Raw genomic sequence first — 23,360 nt, 5'->3', positions numbered from 1 at the left:
ACACGAGTGCGATAGTGATGGTCAGTTCACCGCCCCAACTAGAGATCAACTTAGAGACCGATGCCGAATTTGTAGCGCGGCACATTGGTATTACGCCCAGCGATCTACCGAAGATGTTGAGCCTGTTGGGATATGGCAGCCTCAAGGAACTCATCAATGCCGTCATTCCGCCGGAGATTCGTTTGCAACGCCCTCTTGCCCTTAGCGAGGGTCTGAGTGAAACGGCAGCCCTGCAAAAATTACGCACCCTTGCCCAGCAAAACCAAGTTTGGCGCAGCTATATCGGCATGGGCTACTACAACTGCATTACACCCTCCGTCATTCAGCGCAACATTCTTGAAAACCCCGGCTGGTACACCCAGTACACCCCCTACCAAGCGGAAATTGCCCAAGGACGCCTGGAAGCCCTCCTTAACTTTCAAACCCTGGTGAGCGATCTGACGGGCCTGGCCATTGCCAATGCCTCCCTCCTCGATGAAGCCACGGCTGCCGCCGAAGCCATGACCCTGAGCTTCAATGCCTGCCGTCAAAGGGGCGCCAACCGCTTCCTGGTGGCCCAGGATTGCCATCCCCAAACCCTTGCCGTTCTGCGTACCCGTGCCCTACCCCTTGGCATCCAGATTGTGCCCATTGACCCGATCGCTGGGGAATTGCCCTGGGAGAATGCCTTTGGCCTCCTCCTGCAATATCCCGCTAGCGATGGCGCGGTGCGATCGCCCCAAGCCCTGATTGCCGCTGCCCATGAACGGGGACTTCTGGTGACCGTAGCCACGGATTTGCTGGCCTTGACCCTGTTGAGGCCGCCGGGGGAATTGGGGGCAGATATTGCCGTGGGTAGTTCGCAGCGCTTTGGGGTGCCCTTGGGCTATGGGGGTCCCCATGCCGCCTTCTTTGCCACCCGTGAAGACTTTAAGCGGCAGTTGCCAGGGCGCCTAGTGGGGGTTTCCCACGATGCCTTGGGGCAAAGGGCATTGCGCCTTGCCCTGCAAACCCGTGAGCAGCACATCCGTCGTGAAAAGGCTACCAGTAACATTTGCACTGCCCAAGTCCTGCTGGCAGTGGTAGCCAGTATGTATGCCGTCTATCATGGGCCCGATGGGCTGCGGCAAATTGCTGAGCGCATTCATCAACGGACGGTGAGACTGGCAGCAGGTTTAGAAGCGGCAGGCTATCAACTCTACTATTCTGAATTTTTTGACACCCTACGCATTGGCTTGGGGAACTTGCCCGTGCCTGTGCTCAAGGAGCGGGCAGCGGCAGCCCGCATCAACCTGCGCTACTTTGACGATGGCAGTGCGGGTATCAGCCTCGATGAGACCACCACTGAGAAAGATGTAGCGGATTTACTGGCCCTCTTTGGCGCCCGTCCTGCTGAAGTTGAGGGGGGCGATCGCCTGCCCGCCGCCCTGAAACGTCAATCCCCTTATCTCCAGCACCCGGTCTTTCAGGACTACCACAGCGAACACGCGCTGCTGCGCTACATTCATCGCCTTCAGGCCAAGGATCTCTCCCTCACCACCTCAATGATTCCCCTTGGCTCCTGCACGATGAAGCTGAATGCCACAGCTGAAATGCTGCCCATCAGTTGGCCAGAATTCAATCAGCTCCATCCCTTTGCTCCCCAAGAACAGGCTCAGGGATACCAGGCGCTCTTTCGGGAACTGGCGGCCATGCTGGCGGAAATTACGGGCTTTGATGCCATTTCCCTGCAACCCAATGCTGGCTCCCAAGGGGAGTATGCGGGACTCTTGGTGATTCGTCAGTACCACCACAGCCGCGGCGAAAGTCAGCGCAATGTCTGTCTCATTCCCACCTCTGCCCATGGCACCAACCCCGCCAGTGCCGTGATGGCTGGCATGCAAGTCGTGGCTGTGAATTGCGATGCCCAAGGCAACATTGATGTGGCGGATCTGGCGGCCAAGGCTGAGACCTATGGCGATCGCCTGGCGGCCTTGATGATCACCTATCCCTCCACCCATGGCGTCTTTGAAACGGGAATTTGCCAAATCTGCGACATCATCCATCGCTACGGTGGGCAAGTTTATATGGATGGTGCGAATATGAATGCCCAAGTGGGGCTGTGCCGTCCGGGGGACTTTGGTGCTGATGTTTGCCATCTCAACCTCCACAAAACCTTTTGTATTCCCCACGGTGGGGGTGGGCCGGGGGTGGGGCCCATCGGAGTCAAGGCCCATTTAGCTCCCTTTTTGCCAACGACGCAGGTGATTCCCCAGGGGTCAGAAACTGGCCCTGTGACCGCCGCACCTTGGGGCAGTGCCAGTATTTTGCCGATTTCATGGATGTATATCACCCTGATGGGGGGGGTGGGGCTGACCCGGGCCACGGCGATCGCCATCCTCAACGCCAACTACATTGCCAAACGCCTTGAACCCTACTATCCCGTTCTCTACAAGGGTGCCCACGGCTTGGTGGCCCACGAGTGCATTCTCGATCTGCGTCCCCTGAAAAAATCAGCGGGGATTGAGGTGGAGGATATTGCCAAGCGGTTGATGGACTACGGCTTCCATGCTCCCACTGTCTCTTGGCCAGTGCCCGGCACGCTGATGATTGAACCCACAGAGAGTGAAACCAAGGCGGAATTGGATCGCTTCTGTGAGGCGATGATTGCCATTCGTTCAGAAATTGCTGAAATTGAGGCCGGGGTCAGCGATCGCCAGCAAAACCCCCTGAAAAATGCCCCCCATCCAGCACTGATGCTGGCCACAGAGCCATGGCCCTACCCCTATTCGCGGGAGGTGGCCGCCTACCCTGCCCCCTGGCTGCGGGAGTACAAATTCTGGCCAGCGGTAGCCCGTATTGACAATGCCTATGGCGATCGCCACCTCGTTTGTACCTGCTCAATGCCCCTGACCAACTAGGGAGAGCCTGAGAGGGTGGTACATGTCCCTGAGTTCAGACAGGGGGATACGTATACCCTCTCACGGAGGTATTAGGTGTCAGGTCCAGCGTTTTAGCGTCGGGCAGTGGAAAGAATCCCCGACCTTTAGGTGTGGGGAGAAAGTCAAAAGCCTAGAGTCTTAAGCAAAGCTAAAATTTTTGCGAAAGTTGCCGATTTGCCTTGTCCAAGCCAAAAAGGAATTGCTAAAAGTAAGGCAGGTCAACCTCTGGGTGGTTCTATGGCATTGGAGAGCCTCGACACCGTTGTACTTTCCCGTTGGCAGTTTGCCCTCACGGCCATTTTCCATATGCTTTGGCCGGTCTTGACGACGGGCATGAGTATTTACCTCGTAGTCATCGAGGGGCTGTGGCTGAAAACCAAGAACCTGACCTACTATCACCATGCTCGCTTTTGGTCAAAGCTATATATCCTCAACTTTGGCATTGGCGTGGCTTCGGGGTTACCAATGGCCTTTCAGTTTGGCCTAAACTGGGCTCCCTTCTCTGAATCCGTGGGGGATTTCTTTGGTACCCTTTTGGGCTTTGAGGCCACCATGGCCTTCATGCTAGAAGCCAGCTTCTTGGGCATTATGATTTTTGGCTGGCAACGGGTACCGCCGGTGATGCACTGGATTTCGACCATTTGTGTTGCCTTTGGTGCCAACCTCTCCACCTTCTGGATTCTCTCGGCCAACTCATGGCTCCAGACTCCTACAGGGGGCGTGTTTGTCGAGGGTAAATTCCGCGTTCAAGACTACTTCCAGGCGATCGCCAACCCCTTCATGGTCAAGAGCTTTGCCCACATGTTCTTTGCCACCCTTGAAACGTCCCTTTTTGTGATTGGTGGCATTAGTGCTTGGTATTTGCTGCAAAACCGCCTACCCAATTTCTTTACCAAATCCCTAAAGGTGGTGTTGGTCATGGCCTTGGTGATTGCCCCCCTACAGGTCTTTGTCGGCCACCTGAGTGCTGAGCAGGTCTATCACTACCAACCGGCCAAGCTAGCCGCCATGGAAGCCCTCTGGGAAACTGTGCCAGCGGGTACCCCCGCAGACTGGAGTGTAATTGCCTTACCCAACGAGGCGGCAGAAACCAATACCTTTGAAGTGAAAATCCCTGCTCTGTTGAGCTACCTACTGGCACTGCGGCCCAAGCTAGACACCCCCATTCTTGGCTTGAAGGAGTGGGCACCCAGCGATCGCCCCCATCTGGTTGGCCTGATTTACTATTCCTTTCGACTGATGGTGGCCATTGGTCTGTACCTCGCTGCCCTGGCAATTGTCACGATTTTTGTTTGGTGGCGCACGGGTCTTGAGGGCGATCGCCTGCGCAATTACCAGTGGCTCTGGTGGGGCTGGATTTTTGCGGGGCCCTTGGGGTACCTTGCAGTTGAAGCGGGCTGGATTGTGCGCTGTGTCGGGCGTCAACCCTGGATTGTCTATGGTCAGTTGCGAACGGCTGAAGCCGCTTCCGATTTACCCCCCCAAGTGGTGCTCTTTTCCCTCAGCGGCTTGGTTGCCCTCTACACAATTTTCTTCTTTGCAGCTCTTTTCTTTGGCAGTCGCATCATCCAAAAAGGCCCCAACGTTGCTTTACCAATACCCGGCCAAGCCAATGCGGAAGAACTGGAAATTCGCATCAAATTGGCCCAACACCAACCCGATCGCCGTCCCCTAGACATTTAGCAATAAGGAAATAGCAATACCCATGGAACCCAGTCCCCTTGCCCCCCTAGAGCACTTTCTGCCTCAGGTGTGGTTTTTTATCCTTGGTCTATTCCTCTTTCTCTACATTCTGCTGGATGGCTTTGACCTTGGTATTGGCATTCTCTCCCTCACCAGTAGCAATGAACGGCGCCGCAATATCCTCATGACTAGCCTTGGCAATGTCTGGGATGCCAATGAGACATGGCTAGTGCTGATGGGCGGATCCCTATTTGGCGCCTTCCCCTTGGCCTATGCCACCATCCTCAACGCGCTTTACCTGCCGGCAGTGATTATGGTCGTGGGGTTGATTTTGCGGGCAGTCTCCTTTGAGTTTCGCGAAAATGCCAATAATAAACGGGTGTGGAACCTTGCCTTTGGCATTGGCAGTTTCCTAGCGGCCTTGGGGCAGGGTTTTGCGGTGGGCACCGTGTTTGAGGGCATCAAAGTGGATGCTGCGGGTCACTTTGCCGGCGGCATATGGGATTGGTTGACATGGCACTCCCTGTTGGTGGCACTGACGCTGATTCAGGGCTATGTGCTGATTGGGTCAACCTATCTGATTTACAAAACCACAGGTGAGTTGCAGCAAACCCACTATCGCACCGCCACAATTGCTGCTTGGACGACGTTTATCGGTGCCGTTTTAATCACGATTACTGCCCCCATCTTCCATGAGCAACTGCGTGCTCAACTGTTTCAGCCCCCTCTGTTCTACATTTTTGCGGCTATTCCACTGCTGGGGGTGTTGCTTATCTTTCTATTGCTGCGTAGTTTACAAAAACGGGAAGAAGTCATGCCCCTCGTCTGGACGTTTCTCCTGTTTCTCCTCTCATTTATTGGTTTGGGGTTTGTGATTTTTCCCAACATTATTCCTCCCAGTGTCACCATTTACGAAGCTTCAGCATCTCCTAGTGCCCAAGTCTTTATGTTGATTTTTGTGGCTTTCTTAATTCCGATTATGCTGGCCTACAATCTCTACAATTATTTGGTGTTCCGGGGCAAAGTCGTGGCCTAGGTCTTGGCAGGTAATAGAGATCAAAACAGCCGATGCTGTTTTCCGGGTATTTGAATGCGTTCGCGTTTGTGAGCTGGCTGAGGGAGTATTGTTTGCCAGCGTTAGAGAAACCTTTGCCGTGGAGGACGGATCATACACCGATTCATCCGAAAGGGGTGATTCAGACAGTATCAAAGCAGCGGGTCATGAGGTGTTACTCTCCTAATTTACTCTCCTAATTTGAACAGATTGAGCAGGACTTGAGTGGGCTGAAGTCAGGGCGGATGTATGTAGGGCCAAACGGTTCTACTGATCAGGTGATTCGCAATTATTGTGCTGGGTAGTGTCTCATTCTTTATTGGAATGACTATAAATGGAATAATCACAAAAGACGGAAATAGCCTAAAAAGACCGGTCTCTCCAGCTTTGACAATTTCACATTCAGGTCACCGAGAGCTAAAGGCTCCTAAAAGCCGAGCAGAGACACACCGATGCTCCCTGTGGTGAAATGTTATCTAGTCTAATGGCGAGTTTCAAACTGGATCAAAACTAGTTTATCGGGACAATTCCTTGATTAGGAGGTTGCCCATTTCGCGACAGCCCACAAGCGTGCAGCCCTCAGACATTAAATCGCCGGTGCGGTAGCCCTGATCTAAAACGGCAGTAATGGCCTCTTCGATCGCTTGCGCTGCCGCTGGTTGGTTCAGACCATAACGCAGCATCATTGCCGCACTGAGCACCATGGCGAGGGGGTTGGCCTTGTCTTGGCCGGCAATGTCGGGGGCAGAGCCATGAACCGGTTCAAACAGAGCTGGCCCCGATTCCCCTAGGCTGGCGGAGGGAAGCATGCCAATACTACCGGTGAGCATGGCGGCAATATCGGAGAGGATATCACCAAAGAGGTTACTGGTCACAATCGTGTCAAACTGTTTCGGGGCGCGCACCAGTTGCATTGCTGCATTGTCCACATAAAGGTGCGTCAGTTCCACATCCGGGTACTCAGCACTGAGGGCGGTCAGGCGATCGCGCCACAGTTGGGAGACTTCAAGGACATTGGCCTTATCCACGGAGCAGAGTTTGCCCTGCCGTTTGCGAGCGGTTTCAAAGGCAACACGGCCAATGCGATCAATTTCCGTGGCGGTATAGGCCATCGTATTCACCCCCCGCTGCTCACCCGTTTCAGTGGTGAAAATACCGCGCGGTTGACCAAAGTAAATGCCACCCGTCAGTTCGCGCACCACCATGAGATCCACACCGGCAATCACTTCCGGCTTGAGGGAGGAGGCATGGAGAAGCTGGGGAAAGATTTTGGCGGGGCGTAGGTTGGCAAATAAACCTAGACCAGACCGCAGGGCAAGTAATCCGGTTTCCGGGCGCAGATGACGGGGTAGGCTATCCCACTGCGTTCCGCCAATGGCAGCTAGGAGCACGGCATCACTCTGACGACAGGTGGCTAGCGTTGCTGCTGGCAAGGGTTCCCCCACAGCATCAATGGCGCAGCCCCCCACAAGGGCGGGAACAAAGTCAAAGTCCAACCCAAAGCGAGGGGCGATCGCCCGCAATACATCAAGGGCAACGGCCGTAATTTCTGGGCCAATACCATCCCCCGCCAAAACAGCAATGCGATACGTGGTTGCCATGCCTGTCTCAAAATCACCGATCTTCTAATCTACACCAGCAGTGGTCTTCCCTTGGGGCTATGGGGAGAGATAGCCATCCGGTAAGATTGCCTCGCTCATATCCACGGCGCTCAGATCAACACCATTGAGGCTGGCACCGGTGAGAATCGCCTCAATGAGATTGGCTCCCCGCAGATCAGCACCGCTGAGATTGGCACCCATCAAGTTGGCGCCAATGAGAATGGCAGAGCTGAGATTAGCTCCCCGCAGCAGTGCTTGAGCCAGGCTCACCCCCCGCAAATCCGCTCCAACAAGATTGGCTTTATCCAAACAGGCATGGCGTAAATTGGCTTCTTTGAAGGCCACTTCGCGGAGATTGGCTTCCTCAAGGCGAGCCCGACGCAAATTCGCTCCGATCAAAATCGCCCGCTCTAGATTGGCCTGCTGCAAATTGGTGGCACTGAGATTGGCACCCCGTAAATTGGCCTGTAGCAGTTGACTTTCCCGCAAGACGGCATCCGTGAGATCAGCCCCTCGCAGGTAGGCTTCAGTTAAGTTGGCACGGGTGAGGTTGGCACGTTCAAGTTCGGCAAGGGTCAGATCTGTGAGCGTCAAGTTGGCATCCCGCACAATTGCTTCACTCAGTTGGGCACCGGTGAGATTGGCCTCACTGAGATCGGCATTGGCAAGGTTGGCACGGGTCAGATCCGCCCCTGTCAGGTTGGCTTTGCGCAGCGATACCCAACGTAGATCGGCACTCACTAAAATCACACCCCGCAGATCAGCCCCCCGTAAATCCGCTTGACTGAGATTGGCGCCAGTCAGAATGGCTCCCCGCAAATCGGCCCTTTGCAGATTTGTGCTCTGGAGGGCAGCATCGGTGAGGTCGGCACGGGAAAGATCAATGCCCGTTAGAATACATCGACTCAGATGAGCACGGCGCAAGTGTATGCCGGCAAAGTCGCGATCGCCGACGCTATATCGTTTCAGTAAGACATCAGGCTCCACAGTAGTTGAGTCGCGTCCTTAAGTAGCAGCTCTGGGTCTAGTCGGTCTAGTTTAGCGTTTCCCCCCTTTTCGCTGAACTTACGGGGATGGAAGTGGGTTTGAGGCGAATTCGAGCAATGTAGTGGGTAAACTGATTATCTCGCACATGACTGGTGATGCCTAAGGCAGCAAAGGGTTGGAGCGATCGCGCCACTTGAGGGGCCAGTTCGGGCAAGAGTAAGTTATTTTGCAATGACTGCAGGTTACTCAAATTCAGGTAAAACTGTGTGTCCTTGGGCTGGGGAAGTACCGCACGGTAAAGGGGAGAGTCGGCAAGGGAGCGTTCAGGTCGGCGACTCATATCCATCAGAGGACCGAGTCCCAAAAAGAGGATCTGGTCATTGAGCCAGCCATGCTGCCCCACAGGCAAACCTGGGGGAAGGCGCCAAGTCGTGAGGGGTTGGGGGTCTGTTGCGGTTTGTTGCACTTGCCACCGCAGGCGATCGCGAATTTGGGTATCGAGTTGGCTAAGGGTTTGGCTGGCTTGGGGGCGATCGCTGGTCTGAGCGAGAAAGAGTAAGCTAGGGACATTTCCCAAGGCGGGAAGGGGCACAAAGGCAGCCGCAAATTCGCCATCCATCCAAGGCACAAAAGCCTGTTGCCAATCGAGGCCAGTGAGATCTTTAACGGTGCTGGCGATCGTTTCTTTGACGGAGGCGGGGGTATTCTGCCATAAATTCTTGAAGGAGCCTGTAGCGTAAAAGGCAAGGGTTGTTTCAGGGACAAGACGGCTGAGTTCACGGCTTTGACCTTCACGGACCAAGGCTTGATTCTGCTCAGGGCGCCAAGTCACCGCCTCCACTTCAATTTGCTCAGGAGTCATATCGGCGGTGAGCACGATCCCTTGCAGTTCCCGTGGCGGCTCAGGTAGACTTCCCTCAGGAGCAGCCATCTGACTGGCTAAAAAGGTGGGCAAGTTCACGTAGAGTTCCACCAGGGGGCGGTGATCGGATAAGCCTTTGATTGCCCGTTGATAGGTGGGCTGACTGGCAATGCCGTTGTTGGCTTGGGCGGTGGCAATGACTTGTTGCAGGGCGCTCTGGTGCTGACTCCAGAGGATGTAGGCTTGGTCTTGATGCTTGAGGAGGGCGATCGCGCCACTATGGGGGTCAGGGAGAATCCCCTTGGCCCTAAAAATTTTCACCTCCTTGATTTCTGTGATCGGGTCGCCAATCACACTTTGCAGAAGTTGCTCCCCCATCGGTACATTCAGCGTTGGCACAACCCAAATGTAGGGCGGCACGGGCGATTCCTTTACCGATTCCGGAGTAATGGGCAGCAGCACAAGGGTGGCGCGATCGCCAATAAAGGGACGCACGTCTTTGAGGTAATCCAGTTGGGCCAGATTCACTCCCTCGGGCGAGAGAGGATCATAGGTGGGGTTCAACCATGGTTGGGCGCGTAACAGGCCAGTTTGGGCAAGGGCTTCCCAAGGTTGGGGATCCGTGGGTAAGGTAAGGGTCAATAGGGCATTATTGGGGGCGATCGCCATTCCGGGGGCGATCGGACGTTGACTGAAGCGTTGCCATAGGAAAACCCCGGCAGCAGTGGCGGTCCCTACAATGACCAGGGCGACACCACCCACCAACCAAGGGCGAACTTGAGGGCGAGAGCCCACAGAAGGCTGCGATTGGGTCGTCATTGCCTTTCTCCAACGGGATTGTAAAGAGTTGTCCGCTGCTGCGGCGTTCGACCCAAGGAGTGAATGGCTGCCACAAGATCCTCTGGGCTAACCCCTGTACCCCCCTGTGCTCCAGCCACTGATGTAATGTGTTCTTCCATCAAGGTCCCCCCTAGATCATTGCACCCCCAGTTGAGAGCCATTGTTGCCCCCCTAAGGCCTAGTTTGACCCAACTGGGCTGATGGTTGACAATCCACTGCCCCAAAAAGAGCCGCGCCACTGCCGTTAGCACCAACGTGGGTAATAACCGTGGTTGGTGGTGTCCTACCCATTGTCGCATTGCTTTGGGGGCAAGTTCCCCAACATAGGGCAGCAGGATAAACTCGGTGATACGGGCGGGATAGTCATGTTCCAAAGCCTTTTGTTGAAGTTGCTGTAGGTGTTGCAGGTGAGCCATCTGATCCGCTGGGGTTTCAATATGGCCGCAGAGCATCGTACTGGTCGTCCACACCCCCAAACGATGGGCCGTCTCCACAATCTCAAGCCAAGTGGCGGTGCGAATTTTTTCAGGGCAGATTTTTGAACGCACGGCATCCACCAACACTTCCGCAGCGGTGCCGGGCATGGAGTCTACCCCAACTTCATGGAGGGCGGCAATCACTTGGGCATAGGAGCAGCCATCCTCACGGGCAATGAATTGAATTTCTTGGGGCGAAAAGGCATGGAGATGGATCTGGGGAAAGGCTGTTTTAATTTCCCGCACTAGGAATTGGTAGTAGCGCAAACTGGAGCCGCCTTCCTTGGCGGCCGGATTGAGTCCCCCCTGCATACAGATTTCTGTAGCCCCTTGGGCAACTGCCTCAGCCACCTTGCTCAGTATCGTTTCAATGTTGAGCCAGTAGGCATCGCTAGCGGTGGCATCGCGACGAAAGGCACAAAAGGCGCAGTGTTGCTCACAGATATTCGTGAAGTTGATGTTGCGGTTAATGACGTAGGTGACAGTGTCTCCCACCTGTTGCTGGCGCAGGCGATCGCTCGCAGTTTGCAGTGCCCTGAGTAGTGGGGGCAATGGCTCTTGAGGATCGCTGGTTGTCGCTAAGGGAAGGGCGGTGGTCAAAAGGGCTAAGGCTTGTTGGGCAGAAATACCATTGTTGGTCAAAATCTCCTCTAGCTTGGCGATCGCCGCTATGGTCTGCATGGGACAGCCTCCAGCTTTGGCAAACTAGGGCACCATTTTTGTAGCTTAATCACAGTCCTTTTCTAAAATATGGGAAACGTGGAAGGGGGAATGGCGATGGCAGTAGAAGCGGTGGGCATGGTGCAGGTCTTAGGGTACCCGGCAGCCCTTGCTGTAGCCGATACATTGGTGAAAGCCGCTCAGGTCACCCTTGTCAGTTGTGAGGGGATTGGTGCAGGCTACTGGACAGTGGTGATCCGGGGAGAGGTGGCGGACGTGAAGGCGGCGGTCGGAGCAGCGCGATCGCTGAGTGGCCAAGCGGTGATCTCTTACCAGATTATTGCCCGTCCCGATGGCAATCTGGAACAGGTCCTGCCCATTGGTGTTCCTCACCAGCCACCTGAGGATTTTCTGCTTTGAGTTGGTTATCGCCCATCCGCAGCCCTCGTCGATGCACTTAACGCCCTCTCATTCCCTGGCATTCACTGGGATGCTTGCAGTTGCTTTACCTGTTCGGGGGTGAGAATTGTCAGCATTTCAACACGGGTATCCTGCATTACTTTCGACAACTGTGTTTTTTGATCGGGGCGCAGGGCAACCAAGTTCATCGCTTCACCGGTGGATTTCCCCTGTTTGATGGCATTGCGAAAGATGCGCTGTTGGTTGCGATCCAGGATCTGGAGGATGCGATCGTTGGTGCGCAGTGTCAACCGTAGTACCGCCTGTTTTTGCTCAACACTGAGATTGAGTTTTTTCATTTGCTCAGCGGTCAGTAGTCCGCCACTGGTTTGAGCCACAACTTGGGGGGGAAGGGTTGCGCCACTGATGCCTACCGCAAGGGCGATCGCCACCATCAATCGCTGAATATTCTTTTTCATGCTTGCCACCTTGCCACTACTGCGACGATTGCTACCCCTATTCTAGGCGGTCCAGGCAGGATGATTAAGGAGAGCATTGAGCACCTGTACGCCCCGCAGCTGATTGGTCAGGGGTAAATGTCCGCGGGGAGCACTCAAATCCCAGATAAATTCATTGGGATAGCGCGGCCAACGCTTACCCTGCCGCCAGCCAATTTTCTCCCAAAGCCGATCCCAGTTTTGACCACAACCCAGCCACAGTTGCCGCTGTACTGAATAACCAAAGCGGCCTAGGGAAAAGGCCAGCCACAACTGATCAATGGTTTGCAAATCCGGGATCGGCAACTGCTCCACCTCCGTGAAGTAAAGCCAGCGGCGTTTTTGAGCTAGGGGCCCGGCTAGTTCACAGAGTTTTTGCGTCGTCAGGCGATCAGCCGCTTCAAATTTTTCGGCCACCAGAAGTTTAGCCAGTTCTTGATAGTCCACCCCGCGATCGGAGCGCAGCGGAATCACCCCTTGGGGATAGTGTTGTTGTAAAAAGGCTTGAACAGAGGCTTCTGGGCTGTGGAATAGGAGACGATAGGCTTGACCACGAATCCAAGGGGCGGGTGGGGGGGAAAAGGTGGCACTGTCTTTGAGGAACTCCTGTAGGAGGTGATAACCTTCAGTGCCTGCCGTACTGAGGGTGCTCATGGCGGCCAGTTGGGATTTTTCGTTGCCGTTGTACAACTGCTCCTGTAAATCGGCTAAGGCTGGTTCTGTGGTGACCATGCGCCCGGTGACTCCTCCCCATGCAACTCTAGAATGCGTTGGACGATCGCCGTTGTTGAACTGGGAACCTCTACTTGAATGAATTCAATGCGGCCACCATAGCGCTGTACAGCCGCTGCTTCTGGTAGGGTCTCCAGTTGGTAATCGCCCCCCTTGACGTAGATCTCCGGTTGGAGAACCTCGATCAGGGTCGTGGCAGTGCGATCGCTAAATAGCACCACCGCATCTACTGATCGTAAACTAGCCAGCACCTCTGCCCGCTGCCCTTCGGGAATAATTGGCCGTTTTGGCTTGAGGGCGGCCACCGAGCGATCGCTATTTAAGCCCACCACCAAGCGTTTGCCCAGGGCACGGGCTGCCCCTAGATAGCGCACATGACCAGCGTGGATCAGGTCAAAACAGCCATTGGTCAATACCAAAGGGCGCCAATCTTGAGGCGCAGCATTGATGGCAGCAACAAGGGTTTCAAGGGTGTAAAGGTTCAGGGGACTTCTCCTTCTCCTAGGAACACTAGCTGAGGGTGCCACGAAATAGCCCTTGGGGGCGCACTAAAAGCACTGCCATCATCATCCCTAGGGCAACAGCCAGCTTGTATTCAGCAGGGATCATCCGTGTACTCATCTCTTGGGCAACACCAATGATCAGGGCGCCGGCGATCGCCCCGTAGGGGTTACCAATGCCACCCAGAATCACACTGGCAAAGAGGGGCAAGATCAAAAACCAACCCATCGTTGGCCGCACAGCGGTAATCAGGCCATAGAGACCCCCCGCCACCCCTGTGAGTACCCCTGCCAAAAGCCAAGTGCACAGCACCACCCACTCGACATCAATCCCGGAAACCCGCGCCAAGTCGAGATCATCAGCTACGGCTCGCATGGCCTTGCCTACCTTGGTGCGTTGGAGGATCAAATGCACAGTGGCGATCGCTACCACCGCCAAAATCATTACAATCACCTTCGAGTAAATAATTTTCACCCCGCCAACATCAAGGGCAGGGATGACGGGTAGCCGATAGGTTTGGTTTTCACTGCCCCAAATGAGGATCACAGCATTGCGCAGCAGGAATGACAGACCGATGGAAATAATAATCAGAGTTGTTGAGGTTGCGCGGCGATCGCGCATCGGCTGCCACAGGAGCTTCTCACTTAGGAGCATCAACCCGGCCGTCCCCAAGCCCCCAATCGCCATTGAGAGCCAAATATTCAGTCCTGTTGCATTGGCCACCAACGTCAGGTAGGCTCCCGCCGTCATGAAATCACCATGGGCAAAGTTGGGCAGGCGCAAAATGCCAAAGGTGAGCGTTAAACCCACGGCTGCAAGGGCAATAATACTCCCCACCGCCAAGCCATTAACGAAAAGTTGAATCAGTTGAATATCCATGAACAATTGCGACTAAAATTTTAGGAAGTGCGAAATGGACAGCGCCTGTTCATAGAATAGCGATCGGAGGAACGTTTTCACGATCCTTTTTTCTCTGATTAACAAAAGTGCTCTTGCCTCAGAAAATTCAAAAGTTAAGCAATAAATTTTATCACGTCTTAAATTGACAAAATGTAGCGATAATAACAAATAATAGTACGGATTCCCGAAGTTTCAGGTAGGGATTTACCCCCTTGGTCTTTTTCAGTGAGATTGCGTACCGTTGAGGCAGCCATGCTGCTGAGTCAATCGCGCGATTAGCATCAAGGCATCGGTGACCAACCGTATTGTTCGAGGAGGCTTATATGCGCATTGCTCAAGTCGCCCCCCTGTGGGAACGGGTACCGCCGCCAGCCTACGGGGGTGTGGAGTTGGTGGTGAGTCTGCTCACGGAAGAATTAGTCAAGCGGGGGCACGAGGTCACACTGTTTGCCAGTGGTGATTCAATGACCCAAGCCAAATTAGTTTCTACCTATCCCCACGCCATTCGCCTTGATCCTAATGTGCAGGAATATGCCGTCTATGAGGCTCTTCAACTGGGAGAAGTCTTTAGTCGCGCCAATGAATTTGATGTCATCCATTCCCATGTGGGCTATACGGCTTTACCCTACACCAGTCTAGTGAAAACACCCGTTGTTCACACCCTCCATGGTCGCTTTACGGCGGACAACGAGCGCATTTTCAGCCAATATCGCAATCAAAACTACGTCAGTATTTCCCATTCCCAGCGGCAACTGCGGGAGTTGAACTACATTGCCACGGTTTATAACGCCATTGCCGTGGAAACCCATCACTTCTATCCCCAGCCCAGCGATCCCCCCTATCTGGCCTTCTTGGGACGGCTCTCCCCCGAAAAAGGCCCTCACCATGCCATTGAAATTGCTAAGCGGGTGGGTATTCCGCTGCGGATGGCAGGTAAAGTGGACCGGGTCGATCGCGACTACTTCAAGGAATTAATTGAACCCCACATTGATGGTGAATTTATCCAGTTCATTGGCGAGGCGGATCATCCGACGAAGAATGCCCTCCTGGGGGGGGCGATCGCCATGCTCTTTCCGATTACGTGGCAAGAACCCTTTGGCCTAGTCATGATTGAATCCATGGCAGCCGGTACGCCAGTGGTGGCGATCGCCAAGGGAGCAGCCCCCGAAGTCATTGAGCATGGTAAAACCGGTTTCCTCTGTCACTCCGTCGAAGACTGTGTTGCTGCCGTTGCCCAAGTGCCGCAACTGGATCGCATGGCCTGTCGAGACTACGTTTGGCAGCGCTTCAGTGTCGAGCGGATGGTGAGCGAGTATGAAGCAGTCTATGATACCGTTCTCGCCAATACCTTTGTTCATAATGGACATCGTAGGGGAACAATTGAACTAATGGCCAGTTAGGTGTACCCCTAACCCCTTTGCAAAAGTCTTTCTTTGACCGTTATTCAAAAGGTGTATTTATGCAAGCATTATCAACCCGTACAGCAAAAAATACACTTCCCCGGGCCTTTGCCATGCCCCAGCCCCAGGTGCCTGCCCGTCAACCCATTGCCTTGATTTCTGTTCATGGGGATCCCGCCGCTGATGTCGGCCATGAATCCGCCGGTGGTCAAAATATCTATGTCCGACAATTGGGGGAAGCCCTAGCGGCAGCTGGCTGGCACGTGGATATGTTTACCCGCAAAACTGATCCCAATGACCCCGATGTGATTGAGCACAGCCCCCACTGTCGCACCATTCGCCTACAAGCAGGCCCGCTGACCTATATTCCTCGGGAAAAGCTCTTTGAGACCCTACCCAAGTTTGTCGAAGCCTTTAAGGCCTACCATGCCAAGTACGGCTATCCGCTGATCCACACCAATTACTGGCTCTCCGGCTGGGTGGGTTGGCAGTTGCGTCAGCAGTTCAATTTCCAATGGCTGCACACCTACCACTCCTTGGGGGTTGTCAAATATCAAGTGGCTTCAGAGCAAGCCCAACGGGATGAAACCCGCCTCATGGTCGAAAAAGCAATCCTTGAAAATGCCGACTGTGTGATTGTGACTAGCCCCCAAGAGGAAGCCTATCTGCGGCGCTGGGTCTCCAAGGCAGGGCAAACACGCCTGATTCCCTGTGGAACAAATTTGAAGCTCTTTTACCCAGTGGCCGATGCCCGTGCCCAACTGAATTTACCGGCCGATGAGCCGATTGTTCTCTATGTGGGTCGCTTTGATCGCCGCAAAGGGATCGAAACCCTCGTGGCGGCCATGGCTCAAATCCCCCAAGGTCAGCTCCTGCTGGTGGGAGGTAGTGATCCGCAGCGCAGCGATGGTGCTGAACGGCGGCGCATTGAAGGATTAGTTCAGGAGTACAACTTGGGCGATCGCGTGACCTTTGTGGGCCAAATTGACCACGAGTACCTGGCGGTGTACTACAGTGCAGCCAATGTCTGCGTTGTGCCCAGCTACTATGAACCCTTTGGCTTGGTGGCCATTGAAGCGATGGCCTGTGGAACGCCGGTGATTGCTTCCGCTGTGGGGGGGCTGCAATTCACAGTCATTCCCGAGGAAACAGGCTTACTGGTGCCGCCTCAGGATGCCAACGCCTTGGCCAATGCCATTCAACGCATCTTGGCTGATCCAGCGTGGGCGCGTACCCTTGGCAAAAATGGTCGCGAGCGGGTGCAAGCCCTTTTCAACTGGGAGGCGATCGCCCTTCAGATGGGGCAACTCTACCGTCAACTCTTTGCTGCCTCCCTCATGGGGAACTCCCCTCGCTTAGAGATGGTTAAGAACACCGCCTCACTGGCAGCGGTGACCAAAGCGGCCCTAGCCTCCTAAGGAGCTTAAACTCAGGGGCAGAGTGTCTAAAGACAAGATCAAGCAGCATATCCGCGGGAACGGTCGCGTCTATCTGTGCGCTCTGCCCGACTGTTAATTGCCCTTGCGGTGAAGAATTTGTTAAATTTTAGGGGATTGTTTATCGTTTTGTATCATTTCTGAAATCCAATGGTGCGGTGGCGATCGCTTTCTCCTCTATGGCCTGATGTTATTCTGGCGGCACTCATTCTAGGCCCCCTATTTGCCCCTTTCTTGACCGCCAGCAATTTTCTTTTTTTGCCTAAAATTGCTCAGATCATCTACACCATGGGGGATCATGTGTGTCCGCAACCGGAAATGGGGTTAATGGTGGCCCCCCCTTGGAAAATGGCCGTGTGTATGCGCTGCTACGGCACCCTTGCTGGAGTTCTCCTAACGCGCTGGTGGATTCAGCGTTCTAGGACTGGTCGGGAGTGGTACTGGCTACCGCAATATGGTCTGGGGGGCTTTTTCGTGGCGGTGGTGTTCATGCTGTTTTACCCCCTAGAGTGGGCACTACAACACTACGGCATTTGGGGCTATTCCAATTGGATTGTCTTTCCCTTTGGGGCGATCGCTGGATTGGGCTTAGGACTCCTGATCATGCCCCTGCTGTATCCCAAACAGGACCTTATTCCCTCCATTCCCTCCAGCTACAACAGCAATAACAAGGTTTTGTAGTCCTTGATACAAAAAACTCTTGGGGTCACTTTCTACCATAGATTGTCGCTGCGGTGCGCCCAATACAGAAGGAGTAACCTATACATGGCAACACCCCAAGAAATCTTGAATTTGATCGACAGCAAGTACGAGCTCATCGACTTGAAATTTACTGACATGCCCGGTACGTGGCAACACCTCACGGTTCACAAAAGCCAAATCAGTGAAAGCTCATTTACTGAGGGTGTGCCCTTCGACGGCTCAAGTATTCGTGGTTGGAAAGCCATCAACGAATCCGACATGGTAATGGTGCCGGATCCAAATACCGCGTGGGAAGACCCCTTCATGAAAGAACCCACCCTTAGCCTGATTTGCACCATCAAAGATCCACGCACCGGCGAACTCTACGATCGCTGCCCGCGCTCCATTGCCACCCGTGCCATTGAGTACCTAAAAGCAACAGGCATTGGCGATACAGCTTACTTTGGCCCCGAAGCTGAGTTCTTTGTTTTCGATGACGTTCGCTACGACCAAAACCAAAAGTCTGGCTACTACTACATTGATAGTATTGAAGGTGTTTGGAACAGTGGCCGCGAAGAAGAAGGGGGCAACCTTGGCTACAAAATCCGTGGTAAAGAGGGTTACTTCCCCGTTGCCCCCACAGACACGCTGCAAGACCTGCGCACAGAAATGCTCTTGACGATGGCCAAGTGCGGCGTGCCCATTGAAAAGCATCACCACGAAGTGGCCACCGCCGGTCAGTGCGAGTTGGGTTTCCGCTTTGGCACCCTCGTTCAAGCTGCTGACTGGCTAATGACCTATAAGTACTGCGTCAAGAATGTTGCCCGCAAGCACGGTAAAGTGGCCACCTTTATGCCCAAGCCGGTTTTCAACGACAACGGTTCAGGGATGCACACCCACCAGTCGATTTGGAAAGATGGCCAGCCCCTGTTCTGGGGAGACGGCTACGCCAATTTGAGCCAGATTGCCCTCTGGTATATAGGTGGTATCCTCAAGCACGCTCCAGCGCTATTGGCGTTTACCAACCCAACAACGAACTCCTACAAACGACTGGTTCCCGGCTTTGAGGCCCCCGTGAACCTTGCCTATTCCCAAGGCAACCGCTCCGCCTCTGTGCGGATTCCCCTCACGGGTCCCAATCCCAAAGCGAAGCGCCTAGAGTTCCGCTGTCCCGATGCCACCAGTAACCCCTACCTTGCCTTTGCGGCGATGCTGTGCGCTGGCATTGATGGCATTAAGAATCAAATTGATCCCGGTAGCCCCCTTGATGTCGATATTTACGACCTCAGCCCTGAAGAACTGGCCAAGATTCCCTCGACTCCTGGTTCGCTGATGGCGGCTTTGGAAAACCTGCAAAAGGATCATAGCTTCCTCACAGCGGGGGGTGTCTTTAGCGAAGACTTTATCCTCAACTGGATTCAGTACAAGCTGGACACAGAAGTCATTCCCATGTCACTGCGTCCTCACCCCTATGAATTTGCCCTCTACTTTGATGCCTAGGGAAATAAACTGCTAGGGACCTGCATTTAGCGACATAGCACTTCAAGGCACTCATCAAGGGGTGCCTTTTTTATTTTTGCTGCCGATTCTTCCCTGATACAGGTTTTGAGTGCGCTCTCGGTTGCCTAGGACCGGAATTTCTGATAAGTTGAGATGTTACTAAAAATTAACATTCCCGTTCTTCAATGTCATTGATGGGGAATATTTTTCCCTCAGAATTAGGTTGTAGGGTCTTATGCTACGCGCTGGAATTGTCGGCCTACCGAATGTGGGCAAATCAACGCTGTTTAATGCCCTTGTGGCCAATGCTAAGGCCGAGGCAGCCAACTTCCCTTTCTGTACGATTGAACCCAATGTTGGGGTGGTGGCAGTCCCCGATGAGCGGCTGGAGGTACTGGCAAAAATTTCCCAATCAGCCCAGATTGTGCCGACGCGGATCGAGTTTGTGGATATTGCCGGCTTGGTGAAGGGAGCCAGTAAAGGGGAAGGACTGGGCAACCAGTTCTTGGCAAATATTCGCGAGGTGGATGCCATTGTTCACGTGGTGCGCTGCTTTGAAGATGACGATATTGTCCACGTTGCAGGTCGTGTGAATCCTGTGGAGGATATTGCGGTCATCAACTTAGAGTTGGCACTGGCGGATTTAGCTCAAATAGAAAAGCGCATTGAACGCACCCGTAAGGCAGCGCGATCGCAAAAGGAGGCACAGATTGAACTCACGGCGCTTGAAAAGCTCCTGGGGGTACTCAATGAGGGGCAGCCTGCCCGTCTGTGTCAACTGACGGAGGAGGAAGAAGCAGCCATTCGCTTTCTTGGATTGCTGACCCGTAAGCCTGTGATCTATGCCGCTAACGTTGCCGAGGAGGATTTGGCCACTGGCAATGAATGGACAGCGGCAGTTCAGGAGATTGCAAAGCAGGAGGGGGCAGAGGTGGTGATTGTCTCTGCTCAAGTGGAGGCCGAACTCGTGGATTTGCCTGAGGGCGATCGCGCCGAGTATCTCGCTAGTCTTGGGGTTCGCGAGGGGGGCCTGCGATCGCTCATTCGCTCAACCTATAAGCTTCTTGGTCTGCAAACCTTCTTTACCACAGGGCCTAAGGAAACCCGGGCGTGGACGATTCCAGCGGGTGCCAAGGCGCCCCAAGCGGCGGGTGTCATTCATAGTGACTTTGAGCGGGGCTTTATTCGCGCCGAAACGGTGAGCTATGACGATCTAGTGGCCTGTCAATCCATGACGGTGGCTAAGGAAAAAGGCCTAGTACGCAGCGAAGGCAAAGACTACGTTGTGCAGGAGGGAGATGTGATGCTCTTCCGCTTTAATGTTTAGCCCCTCCTCATTGGATCACAGGCCGATAGCTTATAACAGTGTTCCGACAATCGGATAAACCAAGGGGGGCACAATTAAGGCCATCGCCACCCCCACCGCCGCGATCGCACTGAGAAGAACCGCACCAGCGGCACAATCTTTAGCAATGCGAGCAAGCTCGTGGTATTCTCTGCCCACCGTGAGATCCACAACGGCTTCCAAGGCCGTATTCACTAACTCTAGCCCCATCACCACGGCAATGGTTAGAACAATCACCGCCACTTCAACAGGGGGAAGTTTCAACAGGCCACTGAGGGCGATCGCACTAAGGCCAACTGCTGTGTGAACCCGAAAATTGCGCTGAGTTTGGAAAGCATAGACCACTCCCGCCCACGCATAACGGAAACTATTCAGCAGGGAGGAGGCCACACGGTAGGAGCGCTGTCGCAGTAGGGTTATCCCTGATGCTTTCTCAACATAGGTAGCAAGAACTTTTTGTGTCATAAGGTTACCCATCACACCAAACATGCGTATCTAAGCATTGACGCCAGATTTTATCCACTTCAAAGGAAAAATTTCAGCAGTTGTTAACGCTCCCATTTAAGCACACCTCTTAACTTTTCCTTATGTATCTAATGGATCATTGCAGGGCAGCAGGAGGCGTAAGACCCACTGCCTCAAGACACTGAGCCTGCTGTGTAAGCATGCGTGCCAGTTCCGCTTCATCGGGGTGATCCCAGCCCAGGAGGTGGAGGAGGCCATGGCAGGCCAGCCAGGCTATCTCTATAGAGAGAGTATGCCCACTTTCTGCGGCTTGCCGACGAGCAGTGTCGCCAGAAATAATGATGTCCCCAAGGTATTCGGGTTCCCCAAGGGGAAGGGGCAACGCCCCATCGCGAGTGGCAAAGGCAAGCACATCGGTAGGGGTGTCGCGATCGCGATACTGCTGATTCAGAGCCTGAATTGCGGCATCGGTTGTCAGGCGCAGTGTCAGCTCATAGACCTTGCCTTGGGTCGGTTCAACCATGGCCATCCACGTCCTAAACCACCTTTCCCAGGGAAGCGCTGTTACTTCGGCTGGTAGGGCAGGATCATGGACTTCTAGATAGACGGTGACCGTCATGGGAGCCGTGGGTTCTGCTTAACGGGTGAGGTAAGACAAGCCCACCAACAGCGCCAGCAGACCGATAGTGGTGAGGGCAAAATGGGTCAGGGATTTACGTCCCTTACGCACCATGTTCCGCATGGCCAGTTTGACATAACTGGGCTGCTCAGTAGGGGAAGACGTGGATTCGGGGGACTCGCTCATGGGATTTCACGGCTATTGGCAATCTTCATGAATTTTAACAAAGGGTGCTTGAGTTCAGTAGCGCGATCGCGGGCGATGATTGGCCACCGCTTGTACCAGCCCCAACCCAATATAGGTTGCCAAAAGGGCAGAACGGCCATAGCTGAGGAAGGGCAAGGGAATGCCTGTCACCGGAAATAGGTTGATGGTCATGCCGATATTGACCACCGCTTGGAACATCAACATGGCAAAAAGGCCGATCGCCAGCAGTGAGCCGAAATCATCACGGGCACTATTGGCAATTTGTAGAAGCCGCAGCCCAATTAACCAAAACAGCCCTAAAACCAGCAAGCCACCCCAAAAACCCAATTCCTCACCGATTGCGGAAAAAATAAAGTCCGTGTGCTGCTCAGGGATAAACCCCAATTGCGTCTGCGTTCCGTGAAATAGCCCTCGCCCCCACAGTCCACCCGCCCCAATGGCAATGCGGGATTGGATGAGGTGATAGCCTGCCCCTAAGGGATCCTTATCGGGGTCTAAAAACATCAAGAGGCGGTCTTTTTGGTAGTCCTTGAGAACGCTCCACAGCAATTGCCCCAGCCCTGCCCCCGAAAGATTCAGAACAATGCCACCGATCGCCCCAATCCAACCGAGCGGAAGGCTTTGCCATGCCACAACCCCCATCCCTAATGTCCACAGGAACCACAGCACCAGGTTTAGTTCATAGGGCAGCGGTAGGGCAAAGAGAATGGCTGCCACCAAAGGGGAGAGCATCAGCACAATCCAACCCAAACGGGCGTTGGCCCAGTAGAGCATTCCTAAGGTGATGGCAGCAAAGACCAGGGAAGTACCCAGATCGGGTTCCGATAAAATCAACCCGAGGGGCAAGGCTGTGGCCGCAAACACCCGTAGAATGCCGCTGAGGCCATGGGCAGGAACCCGCTGGAGGAGGGCAGCCTGGGTGAGAATGATCGAGATTTTGGCAAATTCAGAAGGTTGGAGGTTAAAGCCAGCAATGGGCAGCCAACTCTGGGCACCGTTCGCTTCAACGCCAAATAGGCTCACAGCCAGTAGGAGGAAACAACTAATGCCATAGACCCACCAGTGGACTGAGATAAGAACCGAAGTCGGCACCCGTGCCAGGAGGAAAAGCAAAATAGTACCCAGGCCCGCGATAGCCAGATGTTGGAAGCCATCCTTTTCGCCAATGTGCAGCTCAGCACTGTGAATGGCCACTGCTCCCAACAGCGTAATCAACCATACTGCAATTAAAAGTAGCCAATCCATCCCCCGCCAAGGATAGAGCCAAGCAGACCAGCGGCGTTGCCATAGCCGAGTTGTCCAAAACATCGCCAAATATCCTTCGTTCCCACTAGGCTGGAACAGTGGTGGTTTGATCAAGACTCCCATTTTAGCCTGAGTGGCACTATGCTTTGCCGCCCACGCCCTCAAGGATGACCCGTTTGACGAGAGTGATAACATGGCAGACCTTGACTAAGTTTTTTTGGCGATGGCACAGGCAGTAACACAGCGTCAAGATCAACGGGAGAAGGAACTCAGTCAACTAAAAATCGAAATGGACCAGGAAAAGCGACAAAAATCTGTTGCTGCAATTACCAGCACTAACTATTGCCAAGAGCTGCACCAACGGGCCCAC

21 protein-coding genes are annotated in these 23,360 nt (G+C 54.0%); 9 read left to right on the top strand and 12 right to left on the bottom strand.

Features of this window, described 5'->3' with window-relative positions; translation table 11 throughout:
* Window positions 1-17 precede the first annotated feature (17 nt).
* The 3 genes from gcvP to cydB all read left to right on the top strand — a co-directional run bounded on the left by gcvP (window position 18) and on the right by cydB (window position 5,619).
* Window positions 18-2,879, top strand: a complete 2,862-nt coding sequence (gcvP, locus tag TLL_RS08140) for an aminomethyl-transferring glycine dehydrogenase (RefSeq protein ID WP_231833754.1) — start codon at window positions 18-20, stop codon at window positions 2,877-2,879.
* Between the two features lie 258 nt (window positions 2,880-3,137).
* A complete protein-coding gene (locus TLL_RS08135) occupies window positions 3,138-4,583 on the top strand; it encodes a cytochrome ubiquinol oxidase subunit I (protein ID WP_011057441.1) in 1,446 nt (481 codons plus the stop codon).
* A gap of 22 nt (window positions 4,584-4,605) precedes the next feature.
* Window positions 4,606-5,619, top strand: coding sequence for a cytochrome d ubiquinol oxidase subunit II (gene cydB / locus TLL_RS08130; RefSeq protein WP_011057440.1), 1,014 nt, complete (start codon window positions 4,606-4,608; stop codon window positions 5,617-5,619).
* 533 nt (window positions 5,620-6,152) lie between these two features.
* On the opposite strand, the gene leuB is transcribed toward cydB, so the two are convergent.
* From leuB to cofH, 4 genes are read right to left on the bottom strand one after another with little or no spacing between them, the layout of a single operon-like run.
* Complete coding sequence (leuB, locus tag TLL_RS08125; protein WP_011057439.1) at window positions 6,153-7,238, bottom strand: 3-isopropylmalate dehydrogenase; 1,086 nt, start codon at window positions 7,236-7,238, stop codon at window positions 6,153-6,155.
* 57 nt (window positions 7,239-7,295) lie between these two features.
* The gene (locus TLL_RS08120; protein ID WP_011057438.1) at window positions 7,296-8,225 is read right to left on the bottom strand and encodes a pentapeptide repeat-containing protein; all 930 of its coding nucleotides are present in this window, start codon (window positions 8,223-8,225) and stop codon (window positions 7,296-7,298) included.
* A gap of 46 nt (window positions 8,226-8,271) precedes the next feature.
* Window positions 8,272-9,906, bottom strand: a complete 1,635-nt coding sequence (locus tag TLL_RS08115) for a DUF3352 domain-containing protein (RefSeq protein WP_011057437.1) — start codon at window positions 9,904-9,906, stop codon at window positions 8,272-8,274.
* Window positions 9,903-11,084: a 7,8-didemethyl-8-hydroxy-5-deazariboflavin synthase subunit CofH gene (gene cofH / locus TLL_RS08110; protein WP_011057436.1), complete on the bottom strand. Its 1,182-nt coding sequence runs from the start codon at window positions 11,082-11,084 to the stop codon at window positions 9,903-9,905. The genes TLL_RS08115 and cofH overlap by 4 nt, the downstream gene beginning before the upstream one ends.
* A 96-nt stretch (window positions 11,085-11,180) precedes the next feature.
* On the opposite strand from cofH, the gene TLL_RS08105 reads away from it, so the two are divergent.
* Window positions 11,181-11,483 carry a carbon dioxide-concentrating mechanism protein CcmK gene (locus TLL_RS08105; protein WP_164921175.1) on the top strand — a complete coding sequence of 101 codons (303 nt, stop codon included), beginning with the start codon at window positions 11,181-11,183 and terminating at the stop codon, window positions 11,481-11,483.
* A 62-nt stretch (window positions 11,484-11,545) separates the two neighbouring features.
* On the opposite strand, the gene TLL_RS08100 is transcribed toward TLL_RS08105, so the two are convergent.
* The 4 genes from TLL_RS08100 to TLL_RS08085 are packed head-to-tail and all read right to left on the bottom strand — an operon-like array spanning window position 11,546 to window position 14,071.
* On the bottom strand, window positions 11,546-11,941 hold the full coding sequence (locus TLL_RS08100; protein ID WP_164920903.1) for a hypothetical protein: 396 nt from the start codon (window positions 11,939-11,941) through the stop codon (window positions 11,546-11,548).
* A 42-nt stretch (window positions 11,942-11,983) separates the two neighbouring features.
* Window positions 11,984-12,691 (bottom strand): GUN4 domain-containing protein, encoded by a 708-nt coding sequence (locus TLL_RS08095; RefSeq protein WP_011057433.1) that lies wholly within the window; start codon window positions 12,689-12,691, stop codon window positions 11,984-11,986.
* Window positions 12,667-13,218: a D-glycero-beta-D-manno-heptose 1-phosphate adenylyltransferase gene (rfaE2, locus tag TLL_RS08090; RefSeq protein WP_011057432.1), complete on the bottom strand. Its 552-nt coding sequence runs from the start codon at window positions 13,216-13,218 to the stop codon at window positions 12,667-12,669. The genes TLL_RS08095 and rfaE2 overlap by 25 nt, the downstream gene beginning before the upstream one ends.
* Complete coding sequence (locus TLL_RS08085; protein ID WP_011057431.1) at window positions 13,202-14,071, bottom strand: branched-chain amino acid ABC transporter permease; 870 nt, start codon at window positions 14,069-14,071, stop codon at window positions 13,202-13,204. Before TLL_RS08085 ends, rfaE2 begins: the two co-directional genes overlap by 17 nt.
* Before the next feature lie 344 nt (window positions 14,072-14,415).
* Between TLL_RS08085 and TLL_RS08080 the strand changes: the two genes are divergently transcribed.
* The 5 genes from TLL_RS08080 (at window position 14,416) to ychF (ending at window position 20,436) form a co-directional block, all read left to right on the top strand.
* Window positions 14,416-15,492: a glycosyltransferase family 4 protein gene (locus TLL_RS08080; protein ID WP_011057430.1), complete on the top strand. Its 1,077-nt coding sequence runs from the start codon at window positions 14,416-14,418 to the stop codon at window positions 15,490-15,492.
* A 59-nt stretch (window positions 15,493-15,551) separates the two neighbouring features.
* Window positions 15,552-16,910: a glycosyltransferase family 4 protein gene (locus TLL_RS08075; RefSeq protein WP_011057429.1), complete on the top strand. Its 1,359-nt coding sequence runs from the start codon at window positions 15,552-15,554 to the stop codon at window positions 16,908-16,910.
* Window positions 16,911-17,186: 276 nt separating this feature from the next.
* Window positions 17,187-17,609 (top strand): DUF2085 domain-containing protein, encoded by a 423-nt coding sequence (locus TLL_RS08070; RefSeq protein WP_231833753.1) that lies wholly within the window; start codon window positions 17,187-17,189, stop codon window positions 17,607-17,609.
* A gap of 84 nt (window positions 17,610-17,693) precedes the next feature.
* The gene (gene glnA / locus TLL_RS08065) at window positions 17,694-19,109 is read left to right on the top strand and encodes a type I glutamate--ammonia ligase (RefSeq protein WP_011057427.1); all 1,416 of its coding nucleotides are present in this window, start codon (window positions 17,694-17,696) and stop codon (window positions 19,107-19,109) included.
* Window positions 19,110-19,344: 235 nt separating this feature from the next.
* Window positions 19,345-20,436, top strand: a complete 1,092-nt coding sequence (ychF, locus tag TLL_RS08060) for a redox-regulated ATPase YchF (protein WP_011057426.1) — start codon at window positions 19,345-19,347, stop codon at window positions 20,434-20,436.
* A 30-nt stretch (window positions 20,437-20,466) separates the two neighbouring features.
* On the opposite strand, the gene TLL_RS08055 is transcribed toward ychF, so the two are convergent.
* The 4 genes from TLL_RS08055 to rodA form a co-directional block, all read right to left on the bottom strand.
* Complete coding sequence (locus TLL_RS08055; RefSeq protein WP_164920902.1) at window positions 20,467-20,919, bottom strand: diacylglycerol kinase family protein; 453 nt, start codon at window positions 20,917-20,919, stop codon at window positions 20,467-20,469.
* Window positions 20,920-21,055: 136 nt separating this feature from the next.
* Window positions 21,056-21,538, bottom strand: coding sequence for an rRNA maturation RNase YbeY (gene ybeY / locus TLL_RS08050; protein WP_011057424.1), 483 nt, complete (start codon window positions 21,536-21,538; stop codon window positions 21,056-21,058).
* 18 nt (window positions 21,539-21,556) lie between these two features.
* A complete protein-coding gene (locus TLL_RS08045; RefSeq protein ID WP_011057423.1) occupies window positions 21,557-21,724 on the bottom strand; it encodes a DUF3285 domain-containing protein in 168 nt (55 codons plus the stop codon).
* A 54-nt stretch (window positions 21,725-21,778) separates the two neighbouring features.
* On the bottom strand, window positions 21,779-23,053 hold the full coding sequence (gene rodA, locus TLL_RS08040) for a rod shape-determining protein RodA (protein ID WP_164920901.1): 1,275 nt from the start codon (window positions 23,051-23,053) through the stop codon (window positions 21,779-21,781).
* Window positions 23,054-23,360 lie beyond the last annotated feature (307 nt).

Source organism: Thermosynechococcus vestitus BP-1 (genome assembly GCF_000011345.1).
In the GTDB taxonomy this organism is placed as follows: Bacteria; Cyanobacteriota; Cyanobacteriia; order Thermosynechococcales; family Thermosynechococcaceae; genus Thermosynechococcus; species Thermosynechococcus vestitus.
Note: the sequence above shows the minus strand (reverse complement) of the source record. Positions and strands in the feature narration are given on the sequence as shown.

Coding starts and splice junctions, on each gene's coding strand:
- gcvP (WP_231833754.1), top strand. CDS start 18: ATGGTCAGTTCACCGCCCCAACTAGAGATCAACTTAGAGACCGATGCC.
- TLL_RS08135 (WP_011057441.1), top strand. CDS start 3,138: ATGGCATTGGAGAGCCTCGACACCGTTGTACTTTCCCGTTGGCAGTTT.
- cydB (WP_011057440.1), top strand. CDS start 4,606: ATGGAACCCAGTCCCCTTGCCCCCCTAGAGCACTTTCTGCCTCAGGTG.
- leuB (WP_011057439.1), bottom strand. CDS start 7,238: ATGGCAACCACGTATCGCATTGCTGTTTTGGCGGGGGATGGTATTGGC.
- TLL_RS08115 (WP_011057437.1), bottom strand. CDS start 9,906: ATGACGACCCAATCGCAGCCTTCTGTGGGCTCTCGCCCTCAAGTTCGC.
- cofH (WP_011057436.1), bottom strand. CDS start 11,084: ATGCAGACCATAGCGGCGATCGCCAAGCTAGAGGAGATTTTGACCAAC.
- TLL_RS08105 (WP_164921175.1), top strand. CDS start 11,181: ATGGCAGTAGAAGCGGTGGGCATGGTGCAGGTCTTAGGGTACCCGGCA.
- TLL_RS08100 (WP_164920903.1), bottom strand. CDS start 11,941: ATGAAAAAGAATATTCAGCGATTGATGGTGGCGATCGCCCTTGCGGTA.
- TLL_RS08095 (WP_011057433.1), bottom strand. CDS start 12,691: ATGGTCACCACAGAACCAGCCTTAGCCGATTTACAGGAGCAGTTGTAC.
- TLL_RS08085 (WP_011057431.1), bottom strand. CDS start 14,071: ATGGATATTCAACTGATTCAACTTTTCGTTAATGGCTTGGCGGTGGGG.
- TLL_RS08080 (WP_011057430.1), top strand. CDS start 14,416: ATGCGCATTGCTCAAGTCGCCCCCCTGTGGGAACGGGTACCGCCGCCA.
- TLL_RS08075 (WP_011057429.1), top strand. CDS start 15,552: ATGCAAGCATTATCAACCCGTACAGCAAAAAATACACTTCCCCGGGCC.
- glnA (WP_011057427.1), top strand. CDS start 17,694: ATGGCAACACCCCAAGAAATCTTGAATTTGATCGACAGCAAGTACGAG.
- ychF (WP_011057426.1), top strand. CDS start 19,345: ATGCTACGCGCTGGAATTGTCGGCCTACCGAATGTGGGCAAATCAACG.
- TLL_RS08055 (WP_164920902.1), bottom strand. CDS start 20,919: ATGACACAAAAAGTTCTTGCTACCTATGTTGAGAAAGCATCAGGGATA.
- ybeY (WP_011057424.1), bottom strand. CDS start 21,538: ATGACGGTCACCGTCTATCTAGAAGTCCATGATCCTGCCCTACCAGCC.
- TLL_RS08045 (WP_011057423.1), bottom strand. CDS start 21,724: ATGAGCGAGTCCCCCGAATCCACGTCTTCCCCTACTGAGCAGCCCAGT.
- rodA (WP_164920901.1), bottom strand. CDS start 23,053: ATGTTTTGGACAACTCGGCTATGGCAACGCCGCTGGTCTGCTTGGCTC.